We start from the raw sequence: 14,902 nt of genomic DNA, 5'->3' as shown, positions 1-14,902 counted from the left end.
GAAACGGGGGTATACACTTTCCATGTTCAGATTCTCTCTGCCGGACCGGGCTGCAATTCTGCAGATCTCTTCAAACCGCTCAACCGTCAGTTCTGTTTCAAATTGAGAAACACTTTCAATCTTATGGAAGACGAGTATCAGCAGTTCGCCCCTGTCCGCCATGGTCTGAATACGGTTTTCAATCACGTCCAGACTGGTACTGGGAATCACATTGAGCATTCTGAGTTTATAAGGATTTCCGGGGGGCAAAGATTCTGGAAATTCAATGATCGTTCTGCCAGTTCTGAAATAATCGGGAACAATAGTGAGGAGCTCCTGGTCGTGCATTCCATTAGGGTAGGAAAAATCATTCATGCTGATCCCGGCATTCTCGAACCACTGGCGCTGTTTTTCAAACAGAGATCTGACCTCTGCAGAATCAAAGTTATTAATCGGCTCTAAATAATGACTGCCCACGCTCCAGCCGTAATCATTGATCAGTCGCTTCAGATCATCCAGATCCATATACCCGGGAGTGCCGATCAGAGCCGGAATAATATAGGCGGTACCTTTAAGACCGTATTGACTCATAAGCGGTGCGGCTGCGGAGATCTGAGTTTTCCATCCGTCATCAAAGGAGAAGACCAGAGCAGATGGGGGCAGTGATTCCTCCAGAAAAACAGGTCCCATCTGCAAAGTTACCGGAGATCCTCCTCTGTCATTCATCCAGATCTGATAGGAGGTCAGTTTACTGAGGTCCGGATTCCCCCAGATCTGTCCCGAAGAGAGAGGAAGACTCACCCGGCACCACTCCCCTTCTCTGAGCTGGCTGGGGTCTTGACTGACCATAAAGACGATTCTGTTTGAAAAATCACTGCTGTCGGAAGCATAGAACCAAAGATCCTTCAACTCCTTCAGATTCTCCACCTTCAGCCAGAGTACCTGATTCAGATCTTTCAGGCTGAACTCCGGGAGATTCTGAGCCACAATCTGGACATTAGATCCGTCACCGCTGCTGACAATCTGCAGAACCTCGGGCCAGAGTTCATCTGAGGGAAGAATGGAAAAATCTCCCTTGGCAGAGAACTGATGAAAAGGAAGATCATCTCTGGGAATGAACAATGCTTTTTTCTCTACTGAAAAAGCAGGAATCAGAATTATACAAAAATACAACAAAATTATTCGTTTCATACCGCTTTTCATCTCCGGATCATTAATTAAATTTGATTTCCTACCTAATTCTAATAGAATTCCAGTCCTATGAATAAAAGAATATTATTTTTTTGGGGGCTGTTCCTGGTTTTCAGCACTTTTCTGGCTTCATCTGACCCCGGGATGATAGATTTCGGTGGCTACCAGTGGCAGATAAAAGAGTCTGATACAGCAACAGGACCCGGTCCCAACATATTTTCTTCAAAATCGGTCAGCTCTACTCCCGCAGACCGGGAGCTTGAATTCTCAATCCGCAAGAAGAAGGGAATTGTGTATTCCGGAGAAATATTCAGTGATAATTATTTTGGCTTTGGTGAGTTTTCTATAGACTTTTCCCTCCCCGATTCCTGGGATTCTCAGCTTGTCTTTGGTTTTTTTCTCTACAATGATAAAAATCCGCCCCATTATAATGAAATCGATTTTGAAATATCCCGCTGGGGGATGAGTCAGGGAGATCTTTTCCATTTTACAGTCCAACCCTATGAAATTAAAGGAAATACCCACTCCTTTACTCCGCCCCCCAAGGGGGGTAGATATACGGCTCAGATCATCTGGAGGCCCGATAAGATCGGCTTCATCCTCAAAGACAATTCAATGAACATTCTCGAAGGCTGGACTTATCAGGGAGAGAGTATACCCAGGAACACAGAGAGCAGGATTCATATGAACCTGTGGCTTTTCCAGGGGAAATCTCCGTTAGAGGACGGAAATATGAGTGTTACAATTCATAATTTTTCCCATACTCCTTTTTTCTGATTGATTTAAATTTTCAACATCCTATAATTTTTATTATGGAAGTAGAAAACGAAGGTCAGATATGTACCATAACACCCGAAATGAAACAGATAGATGTTAATAATTCTCAACAATTCAGCAGTGACCTCACCGAGATCGTGAACAACTGCGGTGAAATGATAATACTGAACCTTCAGAATATATCCTTTATGGACTCATCCGGCCTCGGAGCCATTGTGTCTGTGCTCAGAAAATTGAATGGATTGAAACGCAAAATGGTACTTTGCGAAGCTGCTCCGGCGGTGGATGTGCTGTTCAAGATGGTCCGCCTATCCCAGATAGCGGAAATCTATGAAACAAAAGAGATTGCAATTACCAATCTGAAAGGTTAGGGGAATCCCCGGAATGAAGTCGGAAATGCTCCTTGAACTGCTGCATCTGGCCAATGAGCTGGACTATCACTTTTTCATATGCGATCGTTCCATGACTTCCTGGTTCTACGCCTCCACGTCCTTCCTGAGGATGATGAAAATCTCAGAGGATGAACTGCAGACTGATCCGCAATGCTGGATTTCAAAAATCGACGCTTCTCCCCATAGTATTGCTGACAAATTTGAAAGGATAACCGGAGAGGACGGGGAACTCCAGATAGATCTGCCTCTGGTTCTGGCGCATGGTGACAATGTGTCTGTACTGTTCCGTTTCACCAGCCTTCAAGAGGTGGATGATAAGTTCTACCGATTCGGATCTGCCGTCTTTCTGACAGACAATGATCTCTATAAAAAAGAAGCGATCCAATCCAGAGATAATGAAATAGAGATCAGTGCACGGATTCAGAAGGCCCTCCTGACCGGAGAGATTGGACAGACAGGAGAGGATCTGGTCATTGCCGGTGAAACTCTCCCTTCCCAAAAGGTTGACGGTGATTTTTATGAGTTTCTATGGCTCACACCTGAAATTGCCGATTTTATCATCGGTGATGTTATGGGGAAGGGAGTTCCGGCCGCTCTTCTGGCTGCAGGAGTCAAATCATCCTTTTTCAAGGCTCTGATAACCCAGGGAGCTGTCTGCGGCAGGCTTCCGGACATCCAAAAAGTCCTGGGAGCTATTGATTCCACCATAAACCGGGATCTCATTGATCTTGAAAAATTCCTCACCCTCTATTACTGCCGACTTGATATGAACAGATACAGACTCAGCTTCATTGATGCCGGACACACCAGTTTTATCTATCATAATGCCGAAGAGAACAGCTGCTGGAGCATAAAAGGGGCCAATATGCCTCTGGGGTTTACAGTGGATCAGGAGTTTCAGGAATTCATACTCCCTCTGGCAAAAAACGATCTTCTCTTTTTTTATTCCGACGGCGTATCCGAAGTAACGAATAAGGAAGGAGATCTCTTTGGTCTGGAAAGGATTATGCAGCTCATACATGCGCACAGTCACCTGAAACCCCGGGAACTGATAAGAAAAGTACTGAATGTGACATTCTTTTTTGCGGCCCGGGATTTTGAAGATGATGTGACCGCTATCTCCATAAGAGTTAAAAAAGACAGAAACCTCCCTGAAAAATCCTGTGTGCATCATTTTGAGAACACATCAGGGATAGATATGGCAGCAATCAGAGAAAATTTTTCAGAAGATCTTGAAAAAATCTATTCTTCCCAGCCAAAGGATAAGAAAGTCAAACTTCTGATAGCCTTCATGGAAGTGCTGGGAAACTGCATTTCCTATACAAATTCGGCTCTGGAAATCAAATGGAGAATATATCACGAGGAAATACATGTATATTTCAGTTTTACAGGTCCTGATTTTGACTGGTTCAAAAAAACCAATCCGGATATAGAACGATACCAGCAGGGCGGTTTCGGTTCCTATCTTATAGACCAGGGAACAGATTCAGCGCTGCTTCTCTACGGGCGCAACGAGAAAAAAAGGATTGTGCTGATTAAGGGGATGGAATGATATATAAAAAAAAGGCAGCGGTACAACTGTCGGAATCATTATTCTGGCTGGGAATGGGAGAGAATCCCGATTTTCTGCAGATCAATGTCTACATGCTGTACCGGAACGGCAAGGCCATCATCATTGATCCCGGTCCCCTGACCGGATTTAAGGAAGTGGCAGCCGCCGCTGATTTAATAACAGAGATAGAAAATATTGAAGCGATAGTGGTCTCTCATCAGGATCCCGATGTCTGCTCCAGCCTCCCCCAATGGGAGAACAAGGGATTCAGGGGAACCATTATCACCCACTGGCGCACAGGAATACTGCTCAAAGCCTATGGTCTGCAATCCCCTCTCTTTAATATCAAAGAGATCGACACAGGTGTACTGGATCAATTCCTGTCATTGCGTTTTTTATCTTTTCCTCACCTCCACTCCCCCGGAAATATTCTCACCTTTGATGAAAGCAGCCGCATCCTGTTTTCCAGTGATCTCTTCGGAGCCCTGGGAATGAATGCACAGCTCTACGCAGACAGGGATTACATCAACAGAATGGTTTACTTTCATAAGAACTTCATGTCCTCCACCGGAAGACTCCATGATGCCATGGACCGGATTGCCGATTTCTTTCCGGCCATGATCTGCCCCCACCACGGTAGTGTTATTACAGCTGAGATTGCCAGTTTTATCAGCGCCCTGAAATCTGTAAGATGTGAGATCACACTGGAGACCGGGGAATCCGGTGTCCCGGATCATGACGAAATGACACAGCTGAAAAATATCAATTTTGAACTTCAGGAAAATTTGATTCTCAATAGTGATGAACAGATTAAAGATCCTGTTACCGGGCTGTACAACAGCCAATATTTTGAATCATTTTTCCCGGTATTCAGCAAGAATAATCAGAAAGGGCATATTTCCTATTTCCGGCTTGATCAAATGAAAGATTTCAACAATGACTTCGGATACCAGGAGGGAGACAGAGCCATTGCCACCTTTTCCAGAATACTTCAGGAGAAAAAACAGGATGACTGTGTTCTGTTGAGAGAGGTCGGTCCCATACTGATTCTGATGCAGCCCGATGCTTATTCCGATGATCCCTTCCAGCTACTCTCAAACCTTCAGAAGGAAATCAGAGATACAGATGATTTTATCCGCGACATGACATGCAGCATTGCGATTGTCGCTGTATCAGAACTGGGTCAGGATGTACAGAATCAATTCAAGGAGCTACTTTCTCTGATCCGGATAAGGGTAAAGACCCTCGACCGAATGGGTCCTGATTCCATTGCAGATTCTTCTGCCGTAGGGGAAGATCCGGAGAACAGAAAGGTTGTGCTGATAATAGATTCAGACCCATTAGCCTCACAGCTGATAGCCGAATACCTTGTTGCACGAGACTACGTTCCAGTCATCTGCCCCGACGGCAATGGAGCCATGCATCAGATTGATCTGAACCGGCCTGATGCCATTATTTCTGAAATCAATGTTCCCCAGTTGGACGGCTTCCGAATCAGGGAGCAGCTTATGAACTCTTCCGACCTCAGAGACATTCCTTTCCTGTTCATATCCCATCAAAAGACAGAGTCTTCCGTCAAAAGAGCCCAGAAAATGGATGTAACCCACTATTTAAAAAAACCTGTCATGCTGGCAGAAGTGTACGGGATATTAAACATCCTGACGGAACAAAGAAATGAACGTTAGCTTTTTAATTATTTTTATTCTGATGTCTCTGCTCCTCTTTCTGGATATGATGGTCGTCCTGGCTTCAATTTTAACAAAGGCTTCAATCCGCCGGCAGAATATCAGAAAGATGAAATATCAGAAACTGGTCAGCAATTCCCTGGCAGCAGAGACTCTGATAGCCGCAGAACAGATGGGGCTGAAGGAGAAACTCGAATATCTCATTCAATGGTATGAAGCGGCCCAATCGGTAGAGCCCTCTGAATCGATAATGGATCAGCTGGTCAGCTTTTCATCACAGAAGGACATCACTGATAAAATTGCCTCCCAGCTGAGCAGCATAAGGTACAGCAGAAGAGCCCGGGGCATTATGCTGGCAGGTTTTCTGAATGCCGATCTTAAGAAGAATGTTCTCAGCCGTTTTCTTGAAAAAGAAAAAACGCTGCTCCTCAGACTTAAGGCTGTCCACCTCCTCTGCGACAATCTTGATGAGGGTTCCCTGGATATAATCTGGAAGAGCATGATAGGCAGGGATGCGCTCTATCAGGACAAGATTCTTTCCATCCTCCACCAAAACTCCGCAGACCTTAGAAGCTGGTCTGAAAAAAATAAAGAGACTGCAGATCCGGACAAGTTGAGAATCCTAATAGTGGCGGCATCGGGAAAAGGTCTGGACTGGTATCTTCCCTTCCTCATAAAAAATATTCAATCAGAATGGGAGAGTGTCCGGAATGGAGCGGCGGATGTGCTCTTTGATAGATATTCAGAGAATATCAATTCTTATGAATTCCTGAACTCCCCCTCCCTTGTGATACGCCGCAAAGCCGCAGGCGTCATTTTCCAGATGCAGGATCTGCCCGGCAAAGATAAAACAGCAAATCTTTTATGTGACAAGGCTCTGCATGCCACTGTGGTGGGAGCCTTGAAAGACAGGATTTCCAGGGAACCCCAGATTATCCCCATCCTCTTCGAACGGTACAGGGATTCTGAAAGGGATGAGGAAAGACTCGGCTATGCTTCCGTTCTGACTTCCAGACTTCAATATTTCATCCTGAAACTTGACAGTACTGAAAAGGCGGATATTTGTGAGCTCCTGGATGATGTGGTAAGCCTGAATCTCAGTTCTCTGATAATTGATTTTCTGAACAATAACAGGAATAAGACCCTGGAAGACCTTTTAATGGAGGCGATATCAACCCAGTTGGCTTCCAATTCCTACTTCAGAGAGCAGTGTCAGATGTATTTAAAGGAGAAAATCCGCAATAGATGGGGTATATCAGCGCCCTCAAAATATGACGGAAAGCCCAAAATCCAGCTGACTCCCGGTGACAGACGGTATATGGTCATGCTCCTGGGAATCGTTCTATTGATTCCGATAGTCACTTTTCTGATTTTCGAGGGCTCCACTCTCCCCTTTATGACGGCCGAGGAGATTCTGGTATCTTCTATTTTCCATTATCACTATATCTTCTCCTATTATACGATAGGGGTGAACTCCATCTATCTCATCCTTATGTTTCTTTCCTGGGACTCCATCAACAGACAGCGTTCCTCCTGGGCCGCGGCAGATAAAAGATTCCTGTTTACTCCCGGGATTCTCCCGTCCATAACCATTCTGGCTCCGGCCTACAACGAGGAGAAATCGATCATTCAGAATGTGTATTCCCTTCTGTCCCTGGAGTATCCCTCCCTGGAACTGATTGTTATCAATGACGGATCAAAAGACAATACGGCTGGAAATCTCATTGAACATTTTGAACTTGAAATGATTGATGATTCTACTGAATCCTCCATTGAGACGGCTCCCCTGAAGGGAACATACAGAAATAAAAAGATTCCCAACCTCACGTTCATTGATAAACAGAATGGTGGTAAAGCCGACTCCCTCAATGCGGGCATCAACGCAGCGTCCGGGGAGTTCATATGCAGCATAGACGCTGACAGCCTGCTGGAGCCGGATGCTCTGACAAAACTGATGTTCCGAACCCTGAACAGTTCCAGGAACCTCATAGCTGTGGGCGGTAACATCCTGCCGGTCAACGGATGTAATACAGACTGTGGACTCATAAAGGAAGTTCATCTGCCTGAAAACATGAATGCCCGGTTTCAGACTGTCGAATATCTGAGATCCTTCATTACCGGAAGGATGGGATGGGCCAGGCTCAACAGCCTGCTGATTATCTCAGGGGCCTTCGGAGCCTTCCGCCTCAGTCTCGTACGCAGCATAGGCGGCTATATGACGGGCAAAGGGAATATGAGGAAAGATACGGTCGGTGAAGATATGGAACTGGTCGTCCGCCTTGTGAGATATCTATCTGAAAAAAGGCAGAAATTCCAAGTGGATTATGCTCACAATGCCAACTGCTGGACGGAGGTTCCCGAAGATCTGGGCAGTCTGATCAAGCAGAGGGACCGCTGGCATCGAGGACTCGTAGAGATCATGATTTATCACAAGAAAATGCTGTTCAATCCCCGATACGGTTCATCCGGCCTCATCGGTTTTCCCTATTTTTATATTTTCGAGCTTCTTGGTCCTTTCTGGGAAGTCCTGGGTTATGGCGTGTTGCTGCTCTCTCTGATTTTCGGGCTACTGAGCAGCCGTATTTTTCTTTTCATGTTTTCCATTGTCGTCCTGTTCGGGATACTGATTTCTTCCATGGCCCAGTTTCTGGCGGAAAAACAAGTCCTCTATTTTAAAGGCAGGGAGTTCAGAGATGAAATTCTGACGGCTCTTGCCGAGAATTTCGGGTACAGACAGTTTATGAGCATGATACGCCCCTTCAGTTACATCTCCTACCTGTTCAAAAACAAAGGCTGGCAGAAGCTGGAGCGCAAGGGATTCAATCCTGCCCCGGGAAACAAAGGGGTGACAAATGAAAAATAAATCCCCCGGAAAAATAATCCGCTTACTGATACTGGTTCTCCTCATTTTTGCAGTTCTTCCCTTCGGGTTGTGGGAACTTAAAAAGACCCATCCAATCCTATCCTGGAGCAGGGATGATTCCAACCGAGACACCCGGACCAAAGGTCTGCTTGCCTGGCCATTTCTCAATTTAAAAGGAACTCCACCGGGGCAGTCGCAGCCCGTCCCAGTGGCCGCTAGTGAAAACGAAGCATTCCTCGCTGCTGACAGAGAAAAAGAGACGGCCTTCAGACAGGGGTTTTTCCTCTCTGATGGACATCCCCTCTCGGGGGAGTCACACTCCCTCTACAGGGTGTTATTGGAAGAGTTTCTCCATGTCAAAAAAACAGGCTGGTCTGTCCTGTATAAAAGGGATTCAGACGCCCTTCTGGAATTCAGCAATGAAGACGGCAGGAGGATTGTTCTTCGGGGAGGGATACATTTTTCAGGCCTGCCCCCCTCGGCGGAATACAAAGGAAGAAGAGCCCTCATTCACCAGAGAATACCCATTTATATCCCCGGGGATACAGCCTTCATAAGCTCTTCTGTTGACCTGCACTTAACATCCGACGGTGAGAGTTTCCTCGTGAGGGAGGGTATCCCCTTAAAGATCCCCCTCCTTCTGGAACAGGATGAGCCATTGATCCACACTGGCTTGACGACCGTGGATCTCGAGCATTCCGACATAGATCCGGGGAACTACAGAGTCTCAGGAAAAATAGGATACCGCTCTGAAGTCAGTCTCTTCAGAACGGGATCGGAAGAGAAACTGTACTGGAGAATTATTGTTCCCTGGATCAGAGATCAGATAGAAAGTGCCGCATCCAAGGCAGTTCCGGAAAGCCCGTCCATGACTGAGGTCCACAGCTTTTCTACCAGGGGAAGTGAGTTTTACCAGAACACCGGAGGGGTCAGTAAACCCTTTTTTATCAAAGGGATTAATCTTGGTACAGCCCTCCCGGGTAAGTGGTTTACCCAGTTTCCCCAGGATGAACTCGTCTACTACAATTGGTTTTCCAGAATGAAGGATCTGAACTTCAATACTGTGCGGATCTATACCCTCCTTCCACCAGCATTCTACAGGACATTAGGTCTCTTTAACGAAAGGAACAGTGTTGACCCCCTCTATCTTCTCCAGGAGATCTGGCCGGAAGAACACCCCCCTCAGAACAATTATCTGGACCCGGAGTACAATGCTGTCTATCAGGAGGAAATCAAGCTGACCATTGACGCCGTCCATGGAAACGCAGACATTCCCTCCCGATCCGGCAGAGCCTGGGGAAGGTACAGAACTGATATCAGTCCATGGATACTGGGATTTCTGATAGGAAGAGAGATGGAACCGGATGAAGTTTCCCAGACCAACAGCCTGAATGATTACAGCTACAAGGGTCGATATATCTCTGCCGAAAAGGGACCATCCACCGAAGGCTGGCTGGCTTCCAGCTGCGACAGTGCGGTAAGCTATGAAATTGCGGGATACGGTGTGTCCAGACCCGTGGGTATCGTCAGCTGGCCTACTTTAGACAGCATGACCCATCCCCTGGAGTGGAAGGATCCCGAACTGGATGGAAAATCACCCTACAACGACCGGGCCCAGGTGGATATCCGGAAGATCACCATGACAGATTCATCCTTTGGCGGTTTTTTCGGTGCCTACCATATTTATCCCAACTATCCTGATTTCATGAACAATCAGGAGTCCTACAGTTCCTACCGGGATGAGCAGGGAAGCTTCCGATATGGGGGGTATCTGAAAGAGTTTATTCAGACACACTCGGGATATCCCGCCCTGGTTGCGGAATATGGTCTTTCAACGAGTGCGGCTACAGCCCATATCAATCCAGACGGATACAATCATGGAGGCCTTACAGAAACTGAGCAGGGAGAAGGAATTATTAGAATGACCAAAGCCATTCAAAGAGAGGGTTATGCCGGGGCGGTTCTTTTTGAATGGATGGATGAATGGGCCAAAAAAACATGGACTACCGAACCGTTTATGATACCCTACGACCGGCAGGTCCTCTGGCATAATGTCCTGGACCCTGAGCAGAACTATGGCATCATTGGCATGACCGGATCTTCCCGCCTGGGAGAAACAATTTTTAAGCAGGATGAGACGGGAGAATCCATAACCCTTTGGGGAAGCGAGTCCCATCTGTATATTAAAATGGAGACTCCTCAGTCCTGGAAGGAGGGAACCAGAATTTATCTGGGTTTGGATACGAACAGCCTGACCACCGGTCTGAATACACTTCCCTCATCCACTCCTGTATTTTCACCCCGGGGGCTGGAGTCACTGGTGACAATCGATATGGATTCAGGAATCACCCGGTTCTTCAATGCAGGGAACTACAATTTCTCCACCCTTCAGTTCTCCGGATCACAAAGTGAAGCCCCCCAATTCAAAGAGGTTAAAGTTCTAGTGAACCGCTCCTACATTGACGAATCTGGACGGGCCCACCCCGCATTGATCAGCGATTGGGGAGAACTCAAAACCGGCCCTCTCGATGAACCGGCCTACTCTCTTCTGAAGGGAGAGGACAGTTTCACCCTGAGGATTCCCTGGGGTCTTATGAACATCAGCGATCCTTCCCAGGGCCGTGTTTTGTATGATTTACGAAAGTTCAACTCGGCTCCTCTGAGAGATGAGATCAGAACAATGAAAACCGACGGAATATCCCTGGTCTGTGTGATTGAAGATTCTTCAGGAAGAACCCGGATCATACCCGGGAATTCCGGAACAGATGGTGAATCCATCAGCTTTGCCTGGTCTCCCTGGAATGTCCCGGCCTATGAGATGAAGGATAAAAAGTCAGTGCCCTTGCTGAAAGAATACCTGGGATCTTTTTAAAACATGAATATTAACTTGTTTTTGCTAAGATCTCCTGAATTTCCTTGTTATATACTTCATAACCGCCGTATGGTTGTAATTGCACACCAACGCGAGTCCCTTTATCTGTTTTACAAGAGAAAACGATCTTTCCATATACAGGAGATTCGGTTCCATTAGGATAAAGGACAAGGCGAGATCCCACGATAAAATCATCCAGGGGGGAATCTGAATTAAATCCAAAACCATTCAAACTTGCATCAATTGTATAAACCATTGATTCAACTCCATGAGGTAAAAGAATTGAAAAACCAGTGTATTTTTCCGGGAGCTCATTAACAGGAATTCTTTTCTCTTTTCGTGATTCGATTGTCCCCATATTTTTATATCCTTAATATAATATGTTTATTTGTTTTCTTTCATCAACTCATCATAGTCGTACTCACAATTTCCAAGGGCACAGGGTCCATCAAAAATCCAGTTGAGCTTACTTTTGTAATTATAGGACACTTCGATGAACTCGAACAGAAATTTTTCTGCTAAGGTTGTGACTAGTAGGCATATTCATAAAGCTTACCCATGGGCTCTGTTGCTGTAAGAGGTTTTGAAAAAGAGAAATATCCAGGACAATTATATGAGATTACAAGATATGACTTTAGATTTTCTATAGGCAGAATCTACAACAGCAAAGGCGTTGAGCCCGAATTTTACCGGGTTCAACGCCTTATTTTTTATAGTCTTTTAATTACAGCTCCAACCGATTAAAAGTCGGATTCTGTTACAGTATTCTGGTCTAATGCGACCTGGGACTGTGCTAATAATCGTCCATTCATAGACGCACCGGTCACCATTTTGATGGCGGTTTGGCTTAGGATGACTCCTTCAAAATGCGCACCAGCCTGCATGTTTACCTCTCCGGCAACCTGCCAGAAAATGTTTCCAGGGAGTGCTCCCCCGGCCAGGGTAATGCTTTTATTGGCATCGATTTTGAGATCGCCCGACATTTGGAATATCCAGACATCATTTGCAGCACCGCTGATTGTGATATCTCCGGTTATACCAACACTGGAACCCCACTTATAGAGGCCTGCGGCGAGGGTATTAGCGTTTAGTGTTCCACTACCAAGATCTAGAAAATCAGGTGTAGGACGGCCGGCTGCATCTGTATAGGCCGTTTCCATATCCGAAATGGCTGTTGTCATATTCGATGGTGTGGGCGCTGTCATGTCTGCCGCATAGAGGAATCCGGTGACCTGAGGTGAAGTGGCATATCCAGTGGCATCGGTCTGTGAAAATCCGGTCAAATATGTTTCGGCGGCGGGGCTTATTCCCACATCTCCTGTAATGATGGAAGCCGGAACGGTAGATACTGCGGTTTTTGCAAGAATAACGAAATTACCGGCTGTACCGAGGCTCACCGGTGCTGGCCCCTGTCCCGCGGCAGCTGTTTCAAAACTCCACACATTGGCTAAAGTCAAGGCATTACCAGAAAGGTCTGTAACAGCTGTCGTAACAGTTGCAGTATAGGTCGTACTCTCAGTCAGAAGATCTGCTGGTGAAAACACGGCGGTTTTGTTGGGTTTATCATAAGTGACGGTTCCCCCGACAGCTGATCCACCACTGACCGTAAAATTTGATGGGATGATTGTTGTGTAGTCCATATCCTCACTGAACGTTATTTCTATACTGGTGTTGATGGGGACCCCTGTAGCTGAATTGGCAGGATATATCAAAGTCCCTGAGGGTTGGATGGTATCTGGAGTTGTGAAACTCCACACATTGTCTGTCTCCAGTGCGTTACCATCAAGATCTGTCACATCCGTTGAGAGTGTGGCTGTATAAACCGTGTTGTTCAGAAGGTTTACCGCAGGATTAAATGTGGCGATCATACCGGTATAAGACACTGTCCCCGTAACAGGGGTTGTTCCATGCTTGAGAGTAAATGTCTTATCTGTAAGAGTCTGCGGATCCATTGCTGTGCTGAAGGTTGCTGTGATGTCAGCACCGACTGCAACATTGACTGATTCGGCAATCGGAGTGGTAGATGATACTTCTGGGAATGTCACATCTCCCCCCATAGAACATCCGATAATCGCGGTGGTTATGATAGCCGCAATAAGTAATAAGTTAATATTTCTGGTTTTGATATTTTTCAATTAATTTGCTCCTAAATCTAATTTGTATAAAATGAGGGGTGAAATACATCATCCCTTATAGAACCATTTTCCCATGACCGACATTGCATCCCTGCAGTTGGTTTTAGAAAAAGTTACATCCACGGAAATTGCTGTGGTTGCCACAAGGGGATGGAACAGCTAAAGCGTTGATCCGGAGACTTTCCGGGTTCAACGCCTGAGCATTTATGGTCTTTTAATGACTGTTCTGACCGTTTAGAAGGAGGGTTTTGTTACTGTGCTCTGGTCTAATGCGACATTGGTCTGTGCTAATAATCGTCCATTCATAGTCGCACCGGTCTGCATGGTGATGGCGGTTTTACTTAAGACGATTCCCTTAAAATCTGCACCAGCCTCCATGACAACCTCTCCGGTAACCTGCCAGAAAATATTTCCAGGAAGTGCTCCCCCGGCCAGGGTAATGCTTTTATTGGCAGCGATGCTGAGATCGTTCGTCATCTGGAATATCCATACATCATTTGCAGCGCCAGTCAGGACAAGATCCGATGATATAAGAACAGTGCCGGTATATTTATAAAGACCGGGAGTTAAATCTGTTCGTCCACCGATTTCAGCAGTTCCTAAATCAACCGGTCCAGATCTACCGGCTGCATTTGTATAGGCCAATTCCATGTCCGAAATGGCGGTTGTCATTTTCGTTGGCGTGGGTGGAGCCATGTCCGCCGCATAGAGTGACCCTGTAACCTGAGGAGAAGTGGCATATCCTGTAGCATCAGTTTGTGAAAATCCGGTCATAAAAGTCTCTGCAGCGGGGCTGATTCCCACGTCTCCTGTAATCACAGAAGCCGGAACGGTAGAGATAGCTGACTTTGCCAGAATAGCAAAATTACCGGCAGTCCCTAGGTTCACTGGATCAGGACCTGCTCCAGGTCCCGCTGTTGTGAAACTCCACACTTTGGCTTCGGCCAGAGCATTACCGGCAAGGTCTTTAACAGCTGTCGTAACGGTCACCGTATAGTTCGTACTTGTATCGAGAAGATCTGTCGGTGTAAACACGGCAGTGTAGTTGAGTTGATCATAGCTGACTGTTCCCGCGACAGAAGATCCATCATTGACCGTAAAATTTGCGGCGATGATTGTACTATCGTCCATATCCTCGCTGAAAGTTACTGAGATAGTTCCGTTGATTGGGACATCTACAGCAGCATTAGTGGGAGATACCGAATCTACAAGGGGTAACACTTTGTCTAATTCTAATGGTGTTGACCCCCCTCCGGAACATCCAATAATCACGGTAGTTATGATAGCCGCAATAAGTAATAAGTTAATATTTCTGGTTTTTGTCTTTTTCAATTTATTTGCTCCTTAGTCTAATTCATATAATATGAGGGGTGAAATACTTCTTCCCTTATAGAACCATTTTCCCATGACCGACATTGCATCCCTGCAGTTGGTTTTAGAAAAAGTTACATCCCCG

Annotated in this window: 10 protein-coding genes; 6 read left to right on the top strand and 4 right to left on the bottom strand. The window is 46.0% G+C overall.

Annotation, left to right across the window (positions count from 1 at the left end):
• Positions 1–1,170: polysaccharide deacetylase family protein (locus PF479_RS03720; RefSeq protein WP_298002343.1), on the bottom strand; the 1,170-nt coding region annotated here is incomplete at its 3' end.
• 69 nt (positions 1,171–1,239) lie between these two features.
• On the opposite strand from PF479_RS03720, the gene PF479_RS03715 reads away from it, so the two are divergent.
• From PF479_RS03715 to PF479_RS03690, 6 genes are read left to right on the top strand one after another with little or no spacing between them, the layout of a single operon-like run.
• Positions 1,240–1,947: a family 16 glycosylhydrolase gene (locus PF479_RS03715; RefSeq protein WP_298002341.1), complete on the top strand. Its 708-nt coding sequence runs from the start codon at positions 1,240–1,242 to the stop codon at positions 1,945–1,947.
• 35 nt (positions 1,948–1,982) lie between these two features.
• On the top strand, positions 1,983–2,318 hold the full coding sequence (locus PF479_RS03710) for an STAS domain-containing protein (RefSeq protein ID WP_298002339.1): 336 nt from the start codon (positions 1,983–1,985) through the stop codon (positions 2,316–2,318).
• A 13-nt stretch (positions 2,319–2,331) separates the two neighbouring features.
• Entirely contained in the window at positions 2,332–3,891 is a 1,560-nt protein-coding gene (locus PF479_RS03705; RefSeq protein WP_298002337.1) for a PP2C family protein-serine/threonine phosphatase, read from the top strand.
• On the top strand, positions 3,888–5,576 hold the full coding sequence (locus PF479_RS03700; protein WP_298002335.1) for a response regulator: 1,689 nt from the start codon (positions 3,888–3,890) through the stop codon (positions 5,574–5,576). Before PF479_RS03705 ends, PF479_RS03700 begins: the two co-directional genes overlap by 4 nt.
• Positions 5,566–8,439, top strand: a complete 2,874-nt coding sequence (locus PF479_RS03695; RefSeq protein WP_298002333.1) for a glycosyltransferase family 2 protein — start codon at positions 5,566–5,568, stop codon at positions 8,437–8,439. The genes PF479_RS03700 and PF479_RS03695 overlap by 11 nt, the downstream gene beginning before the upstream one ends.
• Complete coding sequence (locus PF479_RS03690) at positions 8,429–11,311, top strand: hypothetical protein (RefSeq protein ID WP_298002331.1); 2,883 nt, start codon at positions 8,429–8,431, stop codon at positions 11,309–11,311. The genes PF479_RS03695 and PF479_RS03690 overlap by 11 nt, the downstream gene beginning before the upstream one ends.
• 10 nt (positions 11,312–11,321) lie before the next feature.
• Here PF479_RS03690 and PF479_RS03685 read toward each other — a convergent pair whose 3' ends face one another.
• The 3 genes from PF479_RS03685 to PF479_RS03675 all read right to left on the bottom strand — a co-directional run bounded on the left by PF479_RS03685 (position 11,322) and on the right by PF479_RS03675 (position 14,778).
• Complete coding sequence (locus tag PF479_RS03685) at positions 11,322–11,669, bottom strand: PilZ domain-containing protein (protein ID WP_298002330.1); 348 nt, start codon at positions 11,667–11,669, stop codon at positions 11,322–11,324.
• Between the two features lie 382 nt (positions 11,670–12,051).
• Positions 12,052–13,446 (bottom strand): ice-binding family protein, encoded by a 1,395-nt coding sequence (locus PF479_RS03680; protein WP_298002328.1) that lies wholly within the window; start codon positions 13,444–13,446, stop codon positions 12,052–12,054.
• A 234-nt stretch (positions 13,447–13,680) separates the two neighbouring features.
• Positions 13,681–14,778 (bottom strand): ice-binding family protein, encoded by a 1,098-nt coding sequence (locus tag PF479_RS03675; protein WP_298002327.1) that lies wholly within the window; start codon positions 14,776–14,778, stop codon positions 13,681–13,683.
• Between the last annotated feature and the right edge of the window lie 124 nt (positions 14,779–14,902).

This window comes from Oceanispirochaeta sp. (genome assembly GCF_027859075.1).
Classification (GTDB): Bacteria; Spirochaetota; Spirochaetia; order DSM-2461; family DSM-2461; genus Oceanispirochaeta.
The sequence above is the reverse complement of the archived record's forward strand: the minus strand, read 5'-3'. Positions and strand labels throughout refer to the sequence as shown.